Origin of the sequence: Streptomyces sp. NPDC013455, from assembly GCF_040632975.1 — a bacterium.
In the GTDB taxonomy this organism is placed as follows: Bacteria; Actinomycetota; Actinomycetes; order Streptomycetales; family Streptomycetaceae; genus Streptomyces.
In genome coordinates, this window is the sequence record NZ_JBEYCX010000020.1 from 117,981 (window position 1) to 138,231 (window position 20,251).

A 20,251-nucleotide genomic window follows, 5' to 3' on the forward strand; every position below is an offset into this window, starting at 1 on the left:
CAGGGGAGAACGCGCGGTGTCGCGTACTGGGAGGCTCGCCCATGGGCGGACGCTCACAACCTTTCATAGAGAGCCGAGTGCTCCCTCAAGGGTAAAGGATGTGCAAAGAAGCTCCGCGTGGGGCGATCCGGGGCTCAGCCGGTGAGCGGCTTCACCCAGCGCCGCCAGTGCTCCTCCGGCCCGTACCCGGCCGCACCCCAGGCGTGGTGCGCGGTCTCGTTGCGGACCAGCACCATCGCGTCCGCGCGCCGGCCGCCGAGCCCCGCGAACCGCTCCTCGGCGGCTGCCAGCAGCGCCGACGCGATGCCCTGCCGGCGCCGCCGCGGGTGCACCGCGAGCCGGTACAGATGGCACCGCCAGCCGTCGAAACCGGCGATCACCGTGCCCACCAGCTCACCGCCCAGCTCCGCCAGGATCAGCGCCTCGGGGTCCCGCTCGACCAGCCGCTCCACACCGGCGCGGTCGTCGCTGATGCTCGTCCCCTCGGCGGCCGTCCGCCAGAAGGCGAGGACGCCGTCGAGGTCGTCCGCGACGGCGGCACGTATGCGTAGATCACTCATGCCACCATCATGATCGCCAACGGCCGGGCCCGCCCCGGGTTTCCGTCACGCGGACTCCTCGCGCGCCCGCTCCGGCACCGCGCACGCCTCCGTGCAGGGCTCCCGGGGCGGTCGGGCACGTGCAGCCGTACCGCCGACGCCGCTGTCGGTCCGCCGGCCGAACGCCCCGGCGCCGCGCCACCGTGCGCCCTTGTCGACGCTAGCGTTGTGGCGCTAGCGTCGAGGCATGGCGAAGACCCAGCTGAACGTGCGCGTGGACGAGGGCACCGCCCGGGCGGCCCGCGAGCGGGCCCTGGCCCGCGGCATGAGCGTCAACCGCTACATCGAAGAGCTGGTCAAGCAGGACACCGGCGAGGCGGGCCGTACCTTCGTCGAGGCCGCCGCCGACTTCATGCGGCAGTACGAGTCGGTCTTCGCCGAGGAGTTCTCCGAGAACCGCGCCGCCGACACCGGCGAAGGCCGCCGCTGATCCCGTGCAGCCGACCGTGCGAGCCGCTCCCCGGGAACCGCTCCCTTGAACGACCTCAGCATCGACCTGCCCTGGCTCCTCATGCTCGCCGAACAGCGCACCCCGGGGGACCCGCAAGTCACCGACTGGGGCGCCCTGGTCGCCGCCGTCGCCCGGCACCGGGCGGAGATATTCGGCGTGCCCGTCTACGACACCCCGCAGGCCCGCGCCGCCTCCCTGCTCCAGCTGCTGATCCACGTACCGGCGCTGGAACGCTCCAACGCGCTGTTCGCCTCCGCGGTCGCCTACGCCTACCTGGTTGCCAGCGGGGTGAAGGTGCTGCCCACACCGGATCAGGTCAGGGACCTCGCCCGGCTGGTGAAGGACGGCACGGCGAGCGTGGACGACATCGCGCGCGAGCTGCGCGGCTGGAGCGTCTGACCACGCCGCCACCGGCCACGGCACACCCCGCGCCCGTTCACCGCACGTCCGGCCCGGTCACCGCACGTCCGTCCGGCCCGGTCACCGCACGTCCGTCCGGCCCGTTCACCGCACGTCCGTCCGGCCAGGTCACCGTGCCTTCGGCCAGGTCACCGTGCCTCCGGCCAGGTCACCGTGCCTCCGGCCCGGCGCGTGCGGCGTCCGGTGCGGCGGCCGGGCAGGCGTCGGCGTTCAGCGGTCCTGTGACGAGCGCGCGTCCGGCTCGTCCGGTCGCCAGGCGACGCCCAGCGCGCAGTAGGAGGCCGGCAGCGCCGGCCCCTTCTCCGGCAGCATCACCCGCCGCTGCGGCCCGAGACGGAACCCGGCGTCGCGCAGCGCGGCGACCGGCCGTCGGGACAGATGGCAGCCACCGGCGAGGACGGGCCACACGGTGTGGTCCAGCGCCCGCTGGGTCAGCGTCATCATCCGGCCGCCGCCCTGCCCGTGCTCGAAGAACCGCACCTCGCCGCCGGGCCTCAGCACCCGCCGTACCTCGCCGAGCGCCCGCTCCACGTCCCGCACGCTGCACAGCACCAGCGACAGCACGGCCGCGTCGAACGCCTCGCTCTTGACCGGGAGGGCCTCCGCCGTGCCCGGCACCACGTCGACCGGAACCTCGCAGCGCAGCGCCGCCTCCAGCGCCAGCTGTCTGAGCAGCGGCTCCGGTTCTATCGCGACGACCTCGGCGACGGTGCCGGGGTAGTGCCGGAAGTTCAGCCCGTTGCCCGCGCCGATCTCGATCACCCGCCCGGACAGCCCGGCGAGCAGCCGCTCCCGCAGCGCGGTCATCCCGAGCCGGGCGTCCGCGCTCACGCTGACCCGGGCGTAGTAACGGGCGAACACCGGATGGCGGACGGGACTCCGCGCCAGCCGGGTGGAGCGGGTGGACAGCAGCCGCATGGCGACCTCCCTGCACAGGACGGGCCCTGGGAAGAGTCTCCCCCGAGACCCACCGACCCACCCGCCCCGAACGGGCCGCGCAGCACCCGAGGCCCGCCGGGCTCGGGGGCGGGCACGGGTGCTCGCGGCTCGCCTCACCCGGTGCGAGCCGTTCGCCGGCCCCGGGGTGACGGCCACCCCCGGACGGCGGCCGAGGGGTGGGCGGCGTCGCCGTACCCCCGCGCGGTGCTACGGCGCCTCGCGCAGCCGGAACGCCTCCGCGTCCCAGGTGCCGTCCAGCCGAGGGGCGAGCCAGCCCGGTGCCGCCGATCGGAACTCGGCGGGGGGCAGTGCACCGGCCCGTGCGGGCAGCGCGCCCAGCAGCGGGGCGCCGGCGACCTCCGGCAGGTCGGCCACGTTGCAGCGGGCCGCCAGGTCCGGCTCGGCGGGCCAGCTGCCGATCACCACTCCGGCCGGCTCCAGCCCCTGGCGCCGCAGTTCGCGGGCCGTCAGCTCGGTGACGTTGAGCGTGCCCAGCCCGGCCTGCGCGACGACCAGCACCGGCGCGCGCAGCAGCCGGGCCACGTCGGCCAGGGTCCCGCCCGCCGCGTCGAACCGGACGAGCAGCCCGCCCGCGCCTTCCACCAGCACCAGGTCGTGCCCGGTGGCCAGCTTGGCGGCCCGCTCGGCGACCTCGTGCGGGCGCACCGGCGCCATCCCGGCCCGGCGGGCCGCCGTACCCGGTGCCAGCGGCTCGGGGAACCGGGCGAGTTCGTCGGCCGTGACCGGGCCGGCGAGCCACGCGACCTCGTCGGCGTCCCCGCGTTCGTCCGGCAGTACGCCCGTCTGGGCGGCCTTGAGCACGGCCACCGAACGCCCGGCGGCGAGCGCCGCCGCGGCGACGGCGGCGGTGGTGACGGTCTTGCCGACCTCCGTGCCCGTGCCCGTGATCACCAGTACCGGCATGTCATCCCTCCCGTGCCGCGGCGCACACGGCGCCCGCGATCCGTGCCACGTCCTCGTCCGAGGTGACGTACGGCGGCATCGTGTAGACCAGGTCGCGGAACGGGCGCAGCCACACGCCCGCCCGCACGGCGGCGTCGGTGGCCGCCTTCATGTCGACCTCGTGGTCGAGCTGGACCACCCCGATGGCCCCGAGGACCCGGACGTCCCGCACCCCGGGCAGATCCCGGGCCGGCGCCAGGCCCTCCCCGAGCCCCGCCTCGATCCGCTTGACCTCCGCCGGCCAGTCCTGGCCCAGCAGCAGCTCGATCGAGGCGCAGGCGACGGCCGCCGCCAGCGGGTTGCCCATGAACGTCGGGCCGTGCGCGAGCACCGGCACCTCGCCCCGGGAGATCCCGTCGGCGACCCGCGCGGTGCACAAGGTGGCCGCCATCGTCAGATAGCCGCCGGTCAACGCCTTGCCCACGCACATCACATCAGGGGTGACGGCCGCGTGGTCCGCCGCGAACAGCGCGCCGGTGCGACCGAAACCGGTGGCGATCTCGTCGAAGACCAGCAGGACGTCGTGCGCGTCGCACGCCTCGCGCAGCACCCGCAGATAGCCGGGGGAGTGGAAGCGCATCCCGCCCGCGCCCTGCACCACCGGCTCCACGATCACCGCGGCCAGCTCGTCCGCGTGCCGCGCGATCAGCTCCCGCAGGTGCTCGGCGTACGACTCCTCGTACGCGGCGGGCGGCGCGTCCGCGAAGACCTGGCGCGGCAGCACGCCGGTCCACAACTCGTGCATCCCGCCTTCGGGGTCGCACACCGACATGGGGTTCCAGGTGTCCCCGTGATAGCCGCCGCGCCAGGTCAGCAGCCGCTGCTTGCCCGGCCGGCCGAGCGAACGCCAGTACTGGAGGCACATCTTCACCGCGACCTCGACCGACACGGACCCCGAGTCGGCGAGGAAGACGTGCTCCAGACCGTCCGGCGACATGTCGACGAGCAGCTTCGCGAGCCGGACGGCGGGCTCGTGGGTGAGCCCGCCGAACATGACGTGGCTCATCCGCCCCAGCTGCTCGCGCGCGGCCGCGTTGAGCACCGGGTGGTTGTAGCCGTGGATGGCCGACCACCACGACGACATGCCGTCGACCAGTTCGCCGGAACCGTCCGCCAGCCGCAGCCGGACCCCGCTCGCCGCCTCCACGACGAGCGGTTCGGCACGCCCGGGCATCGGGCCGTACGGATGCCACACGTGCCGCCGGTCCAGCTCCAGCAGCTGCGGCACACCGAGATCAGGCATTGGGCGCGAGGTCCGTACCGGCACCCCGGCGGCGGACGGCGACGAGGTCGGTCCGCGGCTCCTGCGCGGCGGGTGCCGCCGCCGTACCGCACACCCCGCCACCGGCGTGCGACCCGCACCCGGCCTCCGCGTGCGACCCGCATCCGGCCTCCGCGTGCGACCCGCATCCGGCCTCCGCGTGCGACCCGCATCCGCCGGTCCCGGCGGCCGTCGCCCGGTGCTCCGGCAGCGTGACCTCTCCGGCGCCCTCCACCTCGAAGCCGGCGTCCGCGATCATCTCCAGGTCGGCCTTGCCGGCCTGGCCCTCGCTGGTCAGGTAGTCGCCGAGGAAGATCGAGTTGGCCAGGTGCAGCGCCAGCGGCTGCATCGTGCGCAGGTGGACCTCGCGGCCGCCCGCGATCCGGACCTCCACGTCCGGGCAGACGAACCGGACCATCGCCAGGATCCGCAGGCAGCGCTGCGGGGTGAGGTTCCACTCCTTGGCCAGCGGCGTGCCCTCGAACGGGATGAGGAAGTTCACCGGCACCGAGTCGGGGTCCAGCTCACGCAGCGAGTAGACGACGTCGACCAGGTCCTCGTCGGACTCGCCCATGCCGGCGATCAGACCCGAACACGCCGACAGACCGGCCGCGTGCGCCTTCTGCACCGTGTCCACCCGATCGGCGTACGTGTGGGTGGTCGTGATGTCCCCGTACGTGGACTCCGAGGTGTTGAGGTTGTGGTTGTACGCGTCCGCCCCCGCCTCGCGCAGCCGCTCCGCCTGTCCGTCGGAGAGCAGGCCGAGGCAGGCGCACACCTCGACGCCCTCGTTCTGCTCCTTGATGGCCTTGATGGTCTGCGAGACCCGGTCCACGTCCCGGTCGGTCGGGCCGCGTCCGCTGGCCACCAGGCACACCCGCTTGGCGCCGCCCGCCAGGCCCGCGGCGGCGGCCTCGGACGCCTCGTCCGGCTTGAGCCAGGTGTACTTGAGGATCTCCGCCTTGGAGCCGAGCCGCTGGGAGCAGTAGGAGCAGTCCTCCGGGCACAGGCCGGACTTCAGGTTGACCAGATAGTTGAGCTTCACCCGGCGCCCGAACCAGTGCCGGCGCACCTTGCCGGCCGCGGCCACCACGTCGAGCAGGTCGTCATCGGAGGTGGCCAGTACGGCGAGTGCTTCCTCGCGGGCCGGCAGCTCGCGCCGCAGCCCCTTGTCCACCAGCGTCTTCAGCAGGTCCATGAGGCCCGATCCTGTCCTACGGGACCGCTTCGGGCCAAGGAGAGTTCGCACAACGAAGCCGGATCACCGTGTGGGTATTGCCACACCATGGGCGGACGGCCGTGCCGCTAAGGTCTGTCCGCTACCTACAAAAGCACCGGAGGACCCATGGTGTTCGGCTGGATCGACGAGCAGGCCGAGGCGCGTGGCCGCGCCGGACTCGTACGGACCCTGCGCCCGCGCCCCGCCGACTCGCCGCTGCTGGACCTGGCGAGCAACGACTACCTAGGCCTGGCCCGCCACCCCGAGGTCACCGAGGGAGCCGCCCGGGCCGCCCGGACCTGGGGCGGCGGCGCCACCGGCTCCCGGCTGGTCACCGGCACCACCGAGCTGCACACCGAGCTGGAGCGGGCGCTGGCCGCGTTCTGCGGGTTCGAGGCGGCCCTGGTGTTCTCCTCGGGGTACGCCGCCAACCTGGCCGCCGTCACCGCCCTCGGTCCGCACGGCTCGCTGGTCGTCTCCGACGCGGGCAACCACGCCTCCCTCATCGACGGTTGCCGGCTCGCCCGGGGCGAGAAGCAGGTCGTGGGGCACGCCGATCCCGAGGCCGTGCGCAAGGCCCTGGCCACGCACGAGGGCGCGGCGATCGTCGTGTCGGACACGGTGTTCTCCGTCGACGGGGACCGGGCGCCGCTGGCCGCGCTGGCCGCGGCGTGCCGGGAGCACGGCGCGGGACTGGTCGTGGACGACGCCCACGGACTCGGCGTGCTGGGCGACGGCGGCCGGGGCGCGGCCCACGCGGCCGGGCTCGCGGGCGCCGGGGACGTGGTCGTCACGGCCACCCTCTCCAAGTCGCTGGGCAGCCAGGGCGGGGTGGTGCTCGGCCCGGCGCGGGTGATCGACCATCTGGTCAACGCGGCCCGCACCTTCATCTTCGACACCGGTCTGGCACCGGCGGCGGCCGGCGCCGCGCTGGCGGCGCTGCGGCTGCTGGAGCGTGAGCCGGCGCGGGCGGCGCGGGCCCGCGAGGTCGCCGCCGAACTGCACGCACGGCTGACCGCCGCGGGTCTGGAAGCGGTGCGTCCGGACGCCGCGGTGGTCTCCGTGCGGGCTCCGTCCCCGGAACAGGCGGTGCGCTGGGCGGCCGACTGCCGTACGGCGGGGCTGGCCGTGGGCTGCTTCCGTCCTCCTTCCGTGCCCGACGGCGTCTCACGGCTGAGGCTGACCGCCCGCGCGGACCTCTCCGGGGCGGAGATCGAACGCGCTGTACGAGTCATCGGCGAAACGCGACCATGAGTCGGCGTGACACGGCCGTGTCTCGCGCGAAAATGATGAGAAGTTGACCGATTCTGATCAGAGCGTGGTGATGAATCCGGTCCAGCTCTCGGCGGAGAAGAGCAAGGCGGGCCCGGCCGGATTCTTCGAGTCGCGCACGGCGAGCGCTCCGGCCCCCGGACCGGAGCGCGGCCGGGCCGCCTCCACGCAGTTGTTGGCTCCCGTGCTGTAGCTGCTGCGCAGCCAGCGCACGTCGTGCAGATCGGTACTGGCAGTCACGTTCCGAGGCAGAGCTGACATGGTGCCTCCTTACACGCCGTCACCTATCCCGGCGATGTAGTCCAACGATTCCTCGGGGGAAAGGGCGTGGAACTGAAGAGTGTCGAAGGCCTCGGAGTAGGCCATCAGGTCTTCTTTCCGTTCCAGGTAGAGGCTACTCGTCAACTGGTCGAGAACAACAACATCCAGATCAGAAGTGCTCGGAAATGAGAAAATAACGAAAGGCCCGGTGAGGCCGACATGCGCTCCCGCCGTGAAGGGCAGCACCTGAAGGCGGACCTGGGGCAGACGGGCGGCCTCCATCAGCCGTTCCAGCTGCCGGGCCATCACCCCCGGACCGCCGACCTCGCGGCGCAGCACCGCCTCGTCCAGTACGGCGCTCAGCACCAGCGGCGGATCCGAACGCAGCACGTCCTGCCTGGCCAGACGCACTTCCACCAGCGTGTCCAGGCGGTCCTCGTCCAGATCCTTGACGGCCGCCCGGGTGACCGCACGGGCGTACTCGGCCGTCTGGAGCAACCCGGGCACGACCGTGGTCTCCAGGGTGCGCATGGCGCTCGCCTGGGACTCCAGACTGATGAAGTCGCGGTAGGTGGGCGGCAGCACCCCGCGATAGGCGTGCCACCAGCGGTGCCGGCCCCCCGCGTCCTCCGACCCCGCCAGCATCAGCAGCAACTCGCGCAAGTGTCTGTCCCGCACCTGATAGGCGTCGAGCAGTAACCGCAGATCGGCCGGTTTCACACCGCTGGCGCCGGTCTCGATACGGCTCACCTTCGACTGGTGCCAGCCGACCAGCCGGGCCGCCTCACCGCTTGTGAGCCCAGCGCCGGTACGCAGCGTGCGCAGTTCGGCGCCCAATTTACGACGGCGCACCGCCGGACCGTTCTGCATGGGCTCCTCCTTACTCCTTCCGGGCCGCCCAAATACGGTCTCGCGTCGCAGAGTTCACCGCTTCGGGCGACAGATATATGCATATCTTGGTGGATCGCTCCCCGTGACGGCTCGTTGGTGGCAGTCTGGCGAGCAAGCACCAGTCCGGGACCGTACTCGAACCATCCGCTGTATGTCGGACCGCGGTCCCGTGGGAAAGGGACGACGTCGCCATGGCAGACCATCTGGAAGCATCCGTCACTCTGCCGAGCGATCCCGCCTCGGTCTCGGCCGCCCGCTCCTACGTCGTGGGCACCCTCGCGGAGTGGGGCCTGCCGTCGGACACCGAGACCGCCGACACCGTCCGGCTCATCGTCTCCGAGCTCGCCACCAACGCCGTGCAGCACACCTTCGGTCAGTCACCCACCTTCACCGTCGACATCGCGCTGCACCATGACGAACACCTGCGCATCGGCGTCACGGACAGCCATCCCCGCTTCCCGAAGAGACTGCCCGCCGCCGTGCAGCAGGACAACGGCCGCGGCATGGTCATCATCCGCTGGCTCACCGCGGAGTGCGGCGGCAGGCTCCGGGTCCGCCCCACCCGGGAGGGCGGCAAGACGGTCTCCATCGAACTCCCCTGGACGGTCCCGGCCGCACCGGTCCCGGCGGCCGGCCAGCAGGAGCCGTAGCGGGCCGAGGCCGGGGAGGGCGCTCCGGCTTCGGGTCGTACCCGGCGGTGACGCCCTTGCGCGCGCCGGTCGACGGGACGATCGCCGCCGTCCGCGAGCTGATCGCCCGGGCCCGGCGCCGCTTGCGGCAGACGCGCACCGGCGGTGGGGGCGCGCTCCGGCTTCGGGTCGTACCCGGCGGTGACGCGCTCGGCGCCGGTGGCGGCAGACGCGTACCGGCGCGGGAAGGTGCCCGGCCGCGGCGCACGGCCGGTGGGGGGCGGGGCGTGCGGCAGCGGCGGCTCGTCGGGCTCGCCACCCGGGCCGCCGTCCGACCGCCGCGCCGGCACGGGGCCACCGGCCGGCCGGGCCGGCCCCGGGCCGCCCGTGGGCTTCAGACGGGCACCGGAGTGGCGCTGACCGGCCGGGCCGGCCCCGGGGCGCCCGAGGGCTTCAGGCGGGCGCCGGGGTGGCGCTGAGGGCGCTGGGAGCGGCCCTGTCGTTCGAGCCGCTCCCGCTCTGGCGGCGGGTCAGCTGACCCGGCCGTACCAGACGCTCTTCGTCCAGATCTTCTGCAGCTTCACCACGTCTCCGGTCTTGGGGGCGTGCCAGATCTTGCCGTGGCCGGCGTAGATGCCGACGTGGTAGACGCTGGAACCCGAGTGGAAGAAGACCAGGTCGCCCGCCTTGCGGTGCTTGGCGGAGATGTGGTGCGTCTTGTTGTACTGCTGCGCGGCGGTGCGCGGCAGCTTCTTGCCCGCCTTCTTGTACGAGTAGAGCGTCAGCCCCGAGCAGTCGAACCTCCGCGGCCCGGTGGCTCCCCACGCGTACGGCGCGCCCTTCTTGGAGGCCGCGACCTGCAGTGCTTTCGTCGCCGAGGTCGCGGCGGAGGCGTCGGTGGCGAGACCGGGTACCGCGATCGAGCCGCCCACGGCGGCGAGGGTGAGGGCCGAGGCCGTGCCGGCCCGGGCCATCAGCGACGGGACACGATTGAGCGCAGTCATGCGCAACCCTTCGTCAGCCGCCTGTGAAGGATGACCTGTCGGATTCGGGCTGGCGAAGTTGCCCGGCCGCGTTGCCGCGGCTTCACCCCAAGGGTCGCTCGGAGCCGATGCCCGCCCTGTCGAACAGACGAACACTCGTTCCGGTGACCCGCCTTGCTTGGGTCCTCCACTCCTGCCGATCCACTCCTGTCGACCGGTCATCCGGGCGGCGGCAGGACTCGGCGTCCGCCCGGACCGCCCCGCCGCGGTGGCGGGGGCTTGTCGTCAGACAGGGATCTTCACTCACGAGTGTCTGAAAATCCCAATGGAATCGGGGATTTGTGGTGTTACTCACCACTCACCCGTTCGGGTGGACACTGCTCTGTTCGAGTGCCCGTCAGGTCCCGTACGTAGCCCCGGACCTGGGGCGGAGCAGTTTTCGGCGGCCCCTGGACCGGCGTGCCGCGCAAGTCGTGAAGCACGGAAAACGATCTGCATGTACACCGGTCGGGGGTACGTCGTTCGGGCCGTTTCAACACCGGCCCGAACGGCGCGTGTCGACGCGTGGGCACCGTCGGCCCGGACGGGCGTCCGTCTCAGTCCGCGACGACCGGCGGGAGCGCGACGCGAGCGGCACGGCGCTCGCCGTCCAGCACCCGCAACGCCCGTGCCAGCGTGTCCCCGTGCAGCTCCGTCTCGCCCCGCTGGTGCATCGACGCGAGCGCGTCGCGCAGCTGTGCCGCCTTGTGCACCAGGGCCTGGGCCGCACGCAGCCCGCGGTAGGTGTCCCCGGGCCGGGCCGGGTTGATACGGCCCAGCAGGTCGACCGCCTCCAGGTAGCGGTCGAGCAACTCGCCCTCGGCGCGGGTCAGCGCGGGCAGGGGCGGCAGGTCCGGCAGCACGGGCGGCTCACCTCCCGTCCGGTGCGCCGAGCGTGTCCCGGCGGGTGGGCACGATGCCGTCGACCAGACCGTAGGCGAGTGCCGCCCGGGCGTCCAGGATCAGGTCACGCTCCAGATCCGCGTGGACCTGCTCCGCCGTGCGCCCCGTGTGCCGGACGAGCATCCCCTCCAGGGTCGCGCGCACCCGGGCCAACTCCTCGGCCCGGGCGGCGAGGTCGCCGAGCCGGCCGCGCACCGGCTCGGTGAGCGCCGGCTGCTCGATCACCATCCGGGCCCCGGGCAGGGTGAACCGCTTGCCGGGGGCGCCGGCCGCGACCAGCACGGCGGCCGAGGAGGCGGCCTGTCCGAGGCAGTAGGTGACGACGTCACAGCTGATGTACCGCATGGTGTCGTAGATCGCGGTCATGGCGTCGAAGGAGCCGCCGGGCGAGTTGACGTACAGCGTGACGTCCCGGTCCGGCGCCGCGTGTTCCAGGTACATCAGCTGCGCCGTGACGTCGTGCGCCGCCGCGTGGTCGACCGGGGTGCCGAGGAAGACGATCCGGTCCTCGAAGAGCTTCCCGTACGGGTCGAGGGTGCGCACGGTGGCCCCGGCGCGCTCGGTGAACTCGGGCAGGACATGTCGGGCAAGCGTCCGGGCCATGGGCATACGCCTCCTCATTCGCGCCCCCGAGGGGCTCGGCTTCTGTAAAAAATGTACAGGACGTACGTGACGTTAGAATGGGGGCATGGCCTACGAGATTCCGGTGACGCAAGCCAGGGCTGAGCTCGCCGACCTGATCAACCGCGTGGTGTACGGCGGTGAGCGCGTCGTCGTGACCCGGCACGGCAAGCCGCTGGTCGCGCTGGTCTCGGCCGCCGACCTGGAGCGGCTGGACGCGCTGGACGAGCCGGCCGAGGAGCAGATAGTCAGCTCCGTCTCCCGGGTCCGTGAGGCCGGTTCCGCTCCGCGTGAACAGCAGCGCTTCGGCATCGCGGCGGAGCACCGCCGGCCGGGCGCGTCCTGAGCCGCCCTTTCTCCGCGGGAGCCCATCGGCCGGTCATGGGCCGATCAAAGTCTGGTTAACGTCGTTGAAACTCCGGCGTTCTAGCCTGCCGATCCACGCCACCAGGGGTTTTTCTGCCCGGATTGACGACGCTCCGGGGATTTGTCTGTGTGTTACACCTATCCCCGTCGTGTGGCAGCGGCGACCGGACCCCGCACGGTCCGGAGCAAGGACTGTGAGGTGACGTGCAACTGACCCCGCACGAGCAAGAGAGGCTGCTCATCCATGTGGCGGCCGACGTGGCCGAGAAGCGCAGGGCCCGCGGGCTCAAGCTCAACCACCCGGAGGCGGTCGCCCTCATCACGTCGCACATCCTGGAGGGCGCGCGGGACGGCCGCAGCGTCGCCGAGCTGATGTCCTCCGGCCGCAAGCTGCTGAGCCGGGACGACGTCATGGACGGCGTCGCGGAGATGATCCACGACGTCCAGGTGGAGGCCACCTTCCCGGACGGCACCAAGCTGGTCACCGTCCACGAGCCGATCATCTGAAGGGGCCGTGATGATTCCCGGAGAGATCCTGTTCGCGGACGGCCCCGTCACCGTCAACGACGGTCGTGACATCACCCGTCTGACTGTTCTCAACGCCGCCGACCGGCCGGTCCAGGTCGGCTCCCACTACCACTTCGCCGAGGCCAACCCCGGTCTGGAGTTCGACCGCCCGGCCGCCCGCGGCAAGCGGCTGAACGTCGCCGCCGGCACCGCCGTCCGCTTCGAACCCGGCATCCCCGCCGAGGTCGAACTCGTACCGCTGGCCGGCGCCCGCGTCGTGCCCGGACTGCGCGGGGAGACCGGGGGTGCCCTCGATGCCTGAGATCTCCCGCGCCGCCTACGCCGACCTGTTCGGGCCCACCACCGGCGACCGGATCCGGCTCGCCGACACCGACCTGCTGATCGAGATCGAGGAGGACCGCTCCGGCGGCCCCGGCAACTCCGGGGACGAGGCGGTCTTCGGCGGCGGCAAGGTCATCCGCGAGTCCATGGGCCAGTCCCGCGCCACCCGGGCCGAGGGCACCCCCGACACCGTGATCACCGGTGCCGTCATCGTCGACCACTGGGGGATCGTCAAGGCCGACGTCGGCATCCGTGACGGCCGGATCACCGCGATCGGCAAGGCCGGCAACCCCGACACCATGGACGGCGTCCACCCCCGCCTGGTCATCGGCCCCGAGACCGAGATCATCGCCGGCAACGGGCGGATCCTCACGGCCGGCGCCATCGACGCGCACGTCCACTTCATCTGCCCGCAGGTCGCCGACGAGGCACTGGCCTCCGGCATCACCACCCTGGTCGGCGGCGGCACCGGGCCCGCCGAGGGATCCAAGGCGACCACGGTCACCCCCGGCCCCTGGCACCTGGCCCGGATGCTGGAGGCGATGGAGGCCTACCCGGTCAACGTCGGCTTCCTCGGCAAGGGCAACACCGTCAGCCACGAGGCGATGCTCTCGCAGATCCGCGGCGGCGCCGTCGGCCTGAAGCTGCACGAGGACTGGGGTTCCACGCCCGCCGTCATCGACGCCGCGCTCACGGTCGCCGACCGGACCGGCATCCAGGTCGCCATCCACACCGACACCCTGAACGAGGCGGGCTTCGTCGGCGACACCCTCGCCGCCATCGCGGGCCGGGGCATCCACTCGTACCACACCGAGGGCGCCGGCGGCGGCCACGCGCCCGACATCATGACCGTGGTCTCGCAGCCCAACGTCCTGCCCAGCTCCACCAACCCGACCCGGCCCTTCACCGTCAACACGACCGAGGAACACCTCGACATGCTGATGGTGTGCCACCACCTCAACCCGGCCGTCCCCGAGGACCTGGCGTTCGCCGAGTCCAGGATCCGCCCGTCCACCATCGGTGCGGAGGACGTCCTGCACGACCTCGGCGCGATCTCGATCATCTCCTCCGACTCCCAGGCCATGGGCCGCGTCGGCGAGGTCGTCCTGCGCACCTGGCAGACCGCCCACGTCATGAAGCGCCGGCGGGGCGCGCTGCCCGGCGACGGCCGCGCCGACAACCACCGGGTGCGGCGCTACGTCGCCAAGTACACGATCAACCCGGCGCTCGCGCAGGGGCTCGCCGCCGAGATCGGATCCGTCGAGACCGGCAAGCTCGCCGACCTCGTGCTGTGGGAGCCGGCGTTCTTCGGGGTCAAACCGCTCCTCGTCGTCAAGGGCGGCCAGATCGCGTACGCGCAGATGGGCGACGCCAACGCCTCCATCCCCACCCCGCAGCCGATCCTGCCCCGCCCCATGTACGGCGCGATCGGGCGGGCCCCCGCCGCCAACTCCGTCAACTTCGTCGCCGACCTGGCGATCGAGGACGGACTGCCCGAGCGGCTGGGGCTCGGCAAACGGTTCGCGGCGATCGAGTCCACGCGCGCGGTCACCAAGGCCGACATGCGTGAGAACGACGCCCGGCCGGACGTGCGGATCGACCCCGACAGCTTCGCCGTACACATCGACGGTGAACTGGTCGAGGCCACTCCGGCGGCCGAACTGCCCATGGCCCAGCGCTACTTCCTCTTCTGATGGCGCCGCTCATGTCACGGGCCGCCCTGCTCGTCCTGGCCGACGGCCGGTTCCCCGCCGGAGGACACGCGCACTCCGGCGGGGCGGAGGCCGCCGTCAAGGCGGGCCGCGTCACCGACGCCGCGAGCCTGGAGGCGTTCTGCCGGGGCCGGCTGCACACCGCCGGGCTGGTCGCGGGGGCGCTGGCGGCCGCCGCCGCGCTCGGCGCGGATCCCGGGGAGCTGGACGCGGCGGCGGACGCCCGTACCCCGTCACCGGCCCTGCGGGCCGCTGCGCGGCGCCTGGGCCGGCAACTGCTGCGGGCCGCCCGGGCGAGCTGGCCGTCCGCCGAACTCGACGCCCTGGCCCGGCGGTTCCCGCGAGGCGCCCACCAGCCCGTGGTCCTCGGACTGGCCGCCCGGGCAGCCGGACTCGGGCCCGGGGACGCGGCCCACTGCGCGGCCTACGAGAGCGTCAGCGGGCCGGCGACGGCCACCGTCCGCCTGCTGAGCCTTGACCCGTTCGACGCGACGGGTGTGCTGGCCCGGCTGGCACCGGAGCTGGACCGTGTCGCCGACGCGGCCGTGGAAGCGGCGCGGTCGGTGGCCGCCGAGGGGGTGGACGCCCTGCCCGCCGCTTCGGCGCCGTTGCTCGAAGTCATGGCCGAGGCCCATGCCGGCTGGCCGGTACGGCTGTTCGCGTCATGAGCCCCGCACCCCCGCCCGCCCACCCGACTCGCCCCACCGCACAGTGACCGCGCGGGCGCAGCACCTCCCGGGTCCGTAGCCGTCCTGGACTCGCTCGGCGCGGGCATTCCCGGACCCGTAGCCGCCTTCGACTCGCCCCACCGCACAGTGACCGCCCGGTGCCGGTGCTCCGGGCGTGACCAGTAGTCCCTCGCCGGTGTGAGGGCACTCGTACAAGGAGCCGTACATGCATCTCGACCACGACCACCCCGGTCCCGCGGCCGTCAGCGCGGACGCGCGCCGTGCCGACGGAAGCCGGCGGGCCCTGCGTATCGGTCTCGGCGGGCCCGTCGGGTCGGGGAAGACCGCCACCGTCGCCGCCCTCTGCCGCGCGCTGCGCGATCAGTTGTCCCTCGCGGTCGTCACCAACGACATCTACACCCGCGAGGACGCCGAGTTCCTGCTGCGGGAGGCCGTGCTGCCACCCGAGCGGATCGCCGCCGTCGAGACGGGCGCCTGCCCGCACACCGCGATCCGCGACGACATCTCCGCCAACCTCGAAGCCGTCGAGGACCTGGAGGACGCGGTGGGCCCGCTGGACCTGATCCTCGTGGAGTCCGGCGGCGACAACCTCACCGCCACCTTCTCCAGGGGACTCGTGGACGCGCAGATCTTCGTGATCGACGTCGCCGGCGGAGACGACATCCCGCGCAAGGGCGGACCCGGCGTCACCACCGCCGACCTGCTCGTCGTCAACAAGACCGACCTCGCCCCGTACGTAGGCTCCGACCTCGCCCGGATGGCCGCCGACGCCAAGGCGCAGCGGGCAGGACTTCCCGTCGTCTTCCAGTCGCTGCGCGGCGAGTCCGGAGTCGCGGACGTGGCCGCGTGGGTCCGGGAGCGGCTCGCCGCGTGGACGGCGTGACCACCACCGGGGTCCGGGCGAGCGCCCGGATCACCGCCCGCGCCGACGGCCGCGGCGGCACCGCCCTGCCCGTACTGGACGGCGAGGGACCGCTGGCGCTGCGCCGGACCCGGTCGACCGGATCCGAGGCCCGGGTCATGGTGGTCGGCGCGATGAGCGGACCGCTCGGCGGCGACCGCTTCACGCTGACCGCACGGGTCGAGGAGGGCGCCCGGCTGCACGTCGGGTCGGCCGCCGCCACCCTCGCCCTGCCGGGCCAGGCCAAGGGGGAGGCCCGGTACGACGTCCGGCTCGACGTGGCCGCAGGAGGCGAACTGCACTGGCTGCCCGAGCAGTTGATTTCCGTCGCCGGCAGCGACCTGCACGTCACGACCCGGGCCGACCTCGGGGCCGGCGCCCGGCTCGTCCTGCGCGAGGAGCAGGTGCTCGGCCGGGCAGGGGAGCAGCCCGGGCGGCTCACCAGCCGGCTGACCGTGTGCGTCGCGGGCCGGACCGTGCTGGACCAGGAACTCGCCTGCGGCCCCGGCGCGCCGGGCGGCTGGGACGGGCCCGCGGTACTGGCCGGGCACCGGGCGGTGGGCCAACTGGTCGTCGTGCGACCCGAGTTCACCGATCACGCGGTCGAGGCGCGGATGGTGGGGGAGTGCGCGGCCCTGATACCGCTGGCCGGCCCGGCCGTCCTGGTGAGTGCCGTGGCACCGGACGCCCTGCGGCTGCGACGGCTCCTGGACGAGGCCCTCACCCGGCTCGGCTGAAGCACCGCGCGACCCGAACATGATCATCCGGTTATCGGATTGGTAAAGAACGCACGGGAACCCTGTTCCCGGCGGGCGCACAGCCGAGAGGATCCCCGCCTGACCACTTGCAGCAAGGTTCGGGGAGGGGCCCACTTGAAGCAGCACAGAGCCAAGAGCCGCCTGACGGCGCTCGGTTCGGCCGGAGTACTCGTCACCGCCACCCTGGTCGCCGGCGCGCTGGCTACCCCGACGGCCGGCGCGGCGTCCCGGCCCGCGCCGGACCGGGAGGCCAAGGGCGCGCAAATCGCCGCCGCCCGGGCCGCCAAGGCCGGCATCGACTGGCACGACTGCCCCGCCGACTGGGGCCTGGAGAAGCCCATCCAGTGCGGCTGGGTCAGCGTGCCGGTGGACTACGCCCACCCGTACGGCAAGCAGATCAAGCTGGCCGTCGACCGCATCGGCAACACCGGCGGCAAGGCGGCCCGCCAGGGCGCCCTGCTGTACAACCCCGGCGGCCCCGGCGGCTCCGGCCTGCGCTTCCCGCGCCGGGTCACCACCAAGAACCCCGTCTGGGCCAACGTCGCCAAGGCCTACGACTTCGTCGGCTTCGACCCGCGCGGTGTCGGCCACTCCGCGCCCATCTCCTGCGTCGACCCGCAGGAGTTCGTCAAGGCCCCGAAGCCCGACCCGGTGCCGGACAGCGAGGCCGACAAGACCGCGCAGCGCAAGCTGGCCCGCGCCTACGCGCAGGGCTGCGCCGAGCGCAGCGGCGCCATGCTGCCGCACATGACCACGCCGAACACCGCCCGCGACCTCGACGTCATCCGCGCCGCGCTGGGCGAGAAGAAGCTCAACTACCTCGGCGTCTCGTACGGCACCTACCTCGGCGCCGTCTACGGCACGCTCTTCCCGGGCCACCTGCGCCGCATGGTCGTCGACAGCGTGGTCAACCCCTCCCGCGAGAAGATCTGGTACGAGGCCAACCTGGACCAGGACGTCGCCTTCGAGCACCGCTGGCAGGACTGGCAGGACTGGGTCGCCGCGAACGACGCCGCGTTCCACCTCGGCACCACCCGCGCCGCCGTCCAGGCCAAGTGGCTGGAGCTGCGCGCCACGGCGAAGAAGAACCCGATCGGCGGGGTCGTCGGCCCGGCCGAGCTGGTCTCCTTCTTCCAGAGCGCGCCGTACTACGACTCCTCGTGGGTGCCGGTCGCCACGGTCTTCAGCAAGTACGTCGCCGGTGACACCCAGGCACTCGTCGACGCGGCCGCCCCGGACCTGTCGGACACCGCCGGCAACATCGCCGCCGAGAACGGCAACGCCGTCTACACGGCCGTCGAGTGCACCGACGCCAAGTGGCCCACCAGCTGGCAGAAGTGGAACCGGGACAACACCCGGCTGCACCGCGACCACCCCTTCCTGACCTGGGCGAACGCCTGGATGAACCTGCCCTGCGCCACCTGGCCCGGCAAGCAGCTCACCCCGGTCGACGTCCGGACGCACAAGAGCCTGCCGCCCGTGCTGATCGTCCAGTCCACCCGGGACGCCGCCACCCCGTACGAGGGCGCCGTCGAACTGCACAAGCGCTTCAAGGGCTCCCGCCTGATCACCGAGAAGGACGCGGGCTCCCACGGCGTGACCGGCCTGGTCAACTCCTGCATCAACCAGCGCGTCGACGCCTACCTGCTCGACGGCAAGCTGGACGCCGCGGACGTGACCTGCGCCCCGCACGCCACGCCCAAGCCGTAACGACGCCGTCGCAGGCGAGGAAGGGGCGGCCGGACCTCCGGCCGCCCCTTTTCTCCTTCCGCCGCCGGTGGCGGCCGGCTCAGCGGCGCGCTCGGGGGAACCTGCGCTCCCGCGCGTCCAGCGCCGCCTGCCGCTCCTTGACGACGGCCGCGTACTCGTCCACGTACTCCTGCCCGGACATCGCCAGGATCGCGTACATGATCTCGTCGGTGACCGCCCGCAGCACTGCCTTCTCGTGCTCCATGCCGGCATAGCGGGAGAAGTCCAGCGGCGCACCGAAGCGGATGGTCACCGGACGGATCCGGGGGACGACCTTCCCCGGCGGCTGCGCCTCGAACGTGCCGATCATCGCGCAGGGCACCACCGGGACCCCGGCCGTCAGCGCCATCACGGCGACCCCCACCTTGCCCTTGTACAGCCGGCCGTCGTGCGAACGCGTGCCCTCCGGGTAGATGCCGAGCAGCTCGCCCTTGCGCAGCACCCCCAGCCCCTCCCGGATCGCGGCCTGCCCCGCCTCCTTGCCGGAGCGGTCCACCGGGATCTGCCCGGCGCTGCGGAAGAAGAACGCGGTGAGCCGGCCCTTCACCCCGGGGCCGGTGAAGTACTCCGCCTTGGCCAGGAAGGTGATGCGGCGCTTCAGCATGGCCGGCATCAGGAAGTGGTCCGCGAAGGACAGGTGGTTGCCGGCGACGATCGCCGCACCCGACGCGGGTACGTGCTCCAGACCTTCGATCCGCGGCCGGAACGCCAGCCGGAGCAGCGGACCCAGGAACACGTACTTGAGCAAGTGGTAGAACACGGCTCGCCTCTCCCTCTGGCAGGTCCGCTGCTGACCGGGGATGTCCGCAGGACGACGCAGGGGTCACCGAACGTGACCCGCGTGCGCCTTCAGTCATCTGTAACCCTGTTCGGCGGGTCTCATGCCGATCCCGCGCCGAGTCGGCGCCCTCATGGATCCATGCGGGCCACGACGGCGCGCAGCCGGGGGCTGAAACGGCCCAGCAGGCGGACCGCGCGGGCGTCGGGGGTGACGGTGACCACCGCGCGGTCGCGGACCACCGCGCGCAGCACGGCCCCGGCGATCCTCTCCGGCGGGCAGCCGCGGCTCCCGAGCCGGCGGGCGGCGGCGGCCCGCAGCCGGGTCTGCTCGTCGGGGGACGCGCCGGCGAAGTGCATACCGGCCGGGAAGGAGGTGCGCACCATGCCGGGGCAGACGGCGCTCACCCCGATCCCGAACTCCGCGAACTCCGCGCGCAGGCACTCGGTCAGCATGAGCGCGGCGGCCTTGCTCGTCGCGTACGCCGGGATCGCCCGCGTCGGCTGGAACGCGGCCGCCGAGGCCACGGTCACGATGTGGCCGCCCCGCCCCCGGTCGGCCATGCCCCGGCCGACCAGCCGGCACCCATGGATGACCCCCCACAGATTGACACCCAGGGTGCGCCGCCAGTCCTCCACCGAGGTGTCCAGGAACCTGCCCGACATGCCGATGCCGGCGTTGTTCACGAGCACGTCCACGACCCCGTACGCCCGCGCGACGCGGTGGGTGAGACCTTCCATGGACGCCTCGTCCGACACGTCGGCCACCTCCGCCCAGGCCGCCCGGGCGCCCAGCCGGCGTGCCAGAGCGGCGCTCTCCTCCGCCCCGGGGCCGTCGCGGTCCACACACACCACGCGGGCCCCGGCCGAGGCGAACCTGCAGACCGTGGCCCGCCCGATGCCGCTGCCCGCACCCGTGACCAGGACCAGCCGGCCGTCGAAGCGTTTCGCGTAACGATCCATGAGGGCGACTCTTCCCCCTACGTGCCGAGGTGTTCA

At 72.9% G+C, this 20,251-nt stretch carries 23 protein-coding genes, 1 pseudogene and 1 riboswitch; of the genes and pseudogenes, 12 read left to right on the plus strand and 12 right to left on the minus strand.

Features of this window, described 5'->3' with window-relative positions; translation table 11 throughout:
* Positions 1–134: 134 nt before the first annotated feature.
* Positions 135–560, minus strand: a complete 426-nt coding sequence (locus ABZ576_RS27670; protein ID WP_360746386.1) for a GNAT family N-acetyltransferase — start codon at positions 558–560, stop codon at positions 135–137.
* A 226-nt stretch (positions 561–786) separates the two neighbouring features.
* Here ABZ576_RS27670 and ABZ576_RS27675 point away from each other — a divergent pair, with 226 nt between their 5' ends.
* Both ABZ576_RS27675 and ABZ576_RS27680 read left to right on the plus strand, forming a co-directional pair.
* The gene (locus ABZ576_RS27675) at positions 787–1,029 is read left to right on the plus strand and encodes a toxin-antitoxin system HicB family antitoxin (protein WP_360746389.1); all 243 of its coding nucleotides are present in this window, start codon (positions 787–789) and stop codon (positions 1,027–1,029) included.
* Positions 1,030–1,074: 45 nt separating this feature from the next.
* Positions 1,075–1,449, plus strand: a complete 375-nt coding sequence (locus ABZ576_RS27680) for a fic family toxin-antitoxin system, toxin component (protein WP_360746392.1) — start codon at positions 1,075–1,077, stop codon at positions 1,447–1,449.
* A 231-nt stretch (positions 1,450–1,680) separates the two neighbouring features.
* On the opposite strand, the gene ABZ576_RS27685 is transcribed toward ABZ576_RS27680, so the two are convergent.
* The 4 genes from ABZ576_RS27685 to bioB form a co-directional block, all read right to left on the minus strand.
* The gene (locus ABZ576_RS27685; RefSeq protein WP_360746395.1) at positions 1,681–2,388 is read right to left on the minus strand and encodes a class I SAM-dependent methyltransferase; all 708 of its coding nucleotides are present in this window, start codon (positions 2,386–2,388) and stop codon (positions 1,681–1,683) included.
* 228 nt (positions 2,389–2,616) lie between these two features.
* A complete protein-coding gene (gene bioD, locus ABZ576_RS27690) occupies positions 2,617–3,333 on the minus strand; it encodes a dethiobiotin synthase (protein WP_360746398.1) in 717 nt (238 codons plus the stop codon).
* A gap of 1 nt (position 3,334) precedes the next feature.
* Positions 3,335–4,615: an adenosylmethionine--8-amino-7-oxononanoate transaminase gene (locus ABZ576_RS27695; RefSeq protein WP_360746401.1), complete on the minus strand. Its 1,281-nt coding sequence runs from the start codon at positions 4,613–4,615 to the stop codon at positions 3,335–3,337.
* The gene (bioB, locus tag ABZ576_RS27700) at positions 4,608–5,831 is read right to left on the minus strand and encodes a biotin synthase BioB (protein WP_360746405.1); all 1,224 of its coding nucleotides are present in this window, start codon (positions 5,829–5,831) and stop codon (positions 4,608–4,610) included. The genes ABZ576_RS27695 and bioB overlap by 8 nt, the downstream gene beginning before the upstream one ends.
* A 147-nt stretch (positions 5,832–5,978) precedes the next feature.
* On the opposite strand from bioB, the gene ABZ576_RS27705 reads away from it, so the two are divergent.
* Positions 5,979–7,106 carry an 8-amino-7-oxononanoate synthase gene (locus ABZ576_RS27705; protein ID WP_360746408.1) on the plus strand — a complete coding sequence of 376 codons (1,128 nt, stop codon included), beginning with the start codon at positions 5,979–5,981 and terminating at the stop codon, positions 7,104–7,106.
* Positions 7,107–7,163: 57 nt separating this feature from the next.
* On the opposite strand, the gene ABZ576_RS27710 is transcribed toward ABZ576_RS27705, so the two are convergent.
* Both ABZ576_RS27710 and ABZ576_RS27715 read right to left on the minus strand, forming a co-directional pair.
* Positions 7,164–7,385, minus strand: a complete 222-nt coding sequence (locus ABZ576_RS27710) for a DUF397 domain-containing protein (RefSeq protein WP_360746411.1) — start codon at positions 7,383–7,385, stop codon at positions 7,164–7,166.
* Positions 7,386–7,394: 9 nt separating this feature from the next.
* Positions 7,395–8,255 (minus strand): helix-turn-helix transcriptional regulator, encoded by an 861-nt coding sequence (locus tag ABZ576_RS27715; protein ID WP_360746414.1) that lies wholly within the window; start codon positions 8,253–8,255, stop codon positions 7,395–7,397.
* Positions 8,256–8,467: 212 nt separating this feature from the next.
* On the opposite strand from ABZ576_RS27715, the gene ABZ576_RS27720 reads away from it, so the two are divergent.
* Positions 8,468–8,926: an ATP-binding protein gene (locus ABZ576_RS27720; protein WP_360746417.1), complete on the plus strand. Its 459-nt coding sequence runs from the start codon at positions 8,468–8,470 to the stop codon at positions 8,924–8,926.
* A gap of 509 nt (positions 8,927–9,435) precedes the next feature.
* On the opposite strand, the gene ABZ576_RS27725 is transcribed toward ABZ576_RS27720, so the two are convergent.
* The 3 genes from ABZ576_RS27725 to ABZ576_RS27735 all read right to left on the minus strand — a co-directional run bounded on the left by ABZ576_RS27725 (position 9,436) and on the right by ABZ576_RS27735 (position 11,433).
* On the minus strand, positions 9,436–9,909 hold the full coding sequence (locus ABZ576_RS27725) for a C40 family peptidase (protein ID WP_360746420.1): 474 nt from the start codon (positions 9,907–9,909) through the stop codon (positions 9,436–9,438).
* A gap of 3 nt (positions 9,910–9,912) precedes the next feature.
* Positions 9,913–10,143, minus strand: a riboswitch (cyclic di-AMP (ydaO/yuaA leader).
* Between the two features lie 341 nt (positions 10,144–10,484).
* Positions 10,485–10,790 (minus strand): hypothetical protein, encoded by a 306-nt coding sequence (locus ABZ576_RS27730; RefSeq protein WP_360746423.1) that lies wholly within the window; start codon positions 10,788–10,790, stop codon positions 10,485–10,487.
* A gap of 7 nt (positions 10,791–10,797) precedes the next feature.
* The gene (locus ABZ576_RS27735) at positions 10,798–11,433 is read right to left on the minus strand and encodes an ATP-dependent Clp protease proteolytic subunit (RefSeq protein ID WP_360746426.1); all 636 of its coding nucleotides are present in this window, start codon (positions 11,431–11,433) and stop codon (positions 10,798–10,800) included.
* An 85-nt stretch (positions 11,434–11,518) separates the two neighbouring features.
* On the opposite strand from ABZ576_RS27735, the gene ABZ576_RS27740 reads away from it, so the two are divergent.
* The 8 genes from ABZ576_RS27740 to ABZ576_RS27775 all read left to right on the plus strand — a co-directional run bounded on the left by ABZ576_RS27740 (position 11,519) and on the right by ABZ576_RS27775 (position 18,436).
* Entirely contained in the window at positions 11,519–11,797 is a 279-nt protein-coding gene (locus tag ABZ576_RS27740) for a type II toxin-antitoxin system Phd/YefM family antitoxin (protein ID WP_360746429.1), read from the plus strand.
* 224 nt (positions 11,798–12,021) lie between these two features.
* The gene (locus ABZ576_RS27745; RefSeq protein WP_360746432.1) at positions 12,022–12,324 is read left to right on the plus strand and encodes an urease subunit gamma; all 303 of its coding nucleotides are present in this window, start codon (positions 12,022–12,024) and stop codon (positions 12,322–12,324) included.
* A gap of 10 nt (positions 12,325–12,334) precedes the next feature.
* Complete coding sequence (locus tag ABZ576_RS27750) at positions 12,335–12,646, plus strand: urease subunit beta (protein WP_360746436.1); 312 nt, start codon at positions 12,335–12,337, stop codon at positions 12,644–12,646.
* Positions 12,639–14,360 (plus strand): urease subunit alpha, encoded by a 1,722-nt coding sequence (locus tag ABZ576_RS27755; RefSeq protein ID WP_360746439.1) that lies wholly within the window; start codon positions 12,639–12,641, stop codon positions 14,358–14,360. Before ABZ576_RS27750 ends, ABZ576_RS27755 begins: the two co-directional genes overlap by 8 nt.
* A gap of 11 nt (positions 14,361–14,371) precedes the next feature.
* Positions 14,372–15,046, plus strand: coding sequence for an urease accessory UreF family protein (locus tag ABZ576_RS27760; RefSeq protein ID WP_360746464.1), 675 nt, complete (start codon positions 14,372–14,374; stop codon positions 15,044–15,046).
* A 226-nt stretch (positions 15,047–15,272) separates the two neighbouring features.
* A complete protein-coding gene (gene ureG, locus ABZ576_RS27765; protein WP_360746442.1) occupies positions 15,273–15,950 on the plus strand; it encodes an urease accessory protein UreG in 678 nt (225 codons plus the stop codon).
* Entirely contained in the window at positions 15,938–16,705 is a 768-nt protein-coding gene (locus ABZ576_RS27770; RefSeq protein ID WP_360746445.1) for an urease accessory protein UreD, read from the plus strand. Before ureG ends, ABZ576_RS27770 begins: the two co-directional genes overlap by 13 nt.
* A gap of 135 nt (positions 16,706–16,840) precedes the next feature.
* The gene (locus ABZ576_RS27775) at positions 16,841–18,436 is read left to right on the plus strand and encodes an alpha/beta hydrolase (RefSeq protein ID WP_360746449.1); all 1,596 of its coding nucleotides are present in this window, start codon (positions 16,841–16,843) and stop codon (positions 18,434–18,436) included.
* Positions 18,437–18,515: 79 nt separating this feature from the next.
* Here ABZ576_RS27775 and ABZ576_RS27780 read toward each other — a convergent pair whose 3' ends face one another.
* Both ABZ576_RS27780 and ABZ576_RS27785 read right to left on the minus strand, forming a co-directional pair.
* Complete coding sequence (locus ABZ576_RS27780) at positions 18,516–19,235, minus strand: lysophospholipid acyltransferase family protein (protein WP_360746452.1); 720 nt, start codon at positions 19,233–19,235, stop codon at positions 18,516–18,518.
* A gap of 149 nt (positions 19,236–19,384) precedes the next feature.
* A pseudogene (locus tag ABZ576_RS27785) lies at positions 19,385–20,209 on the minus strand (SDR family NAD(P)-dependent oxidoreductase); the annotation flags it as partial.
* Between the last annotated feature and the right edge of the window lie 42 nt (positions 20,210–20,251).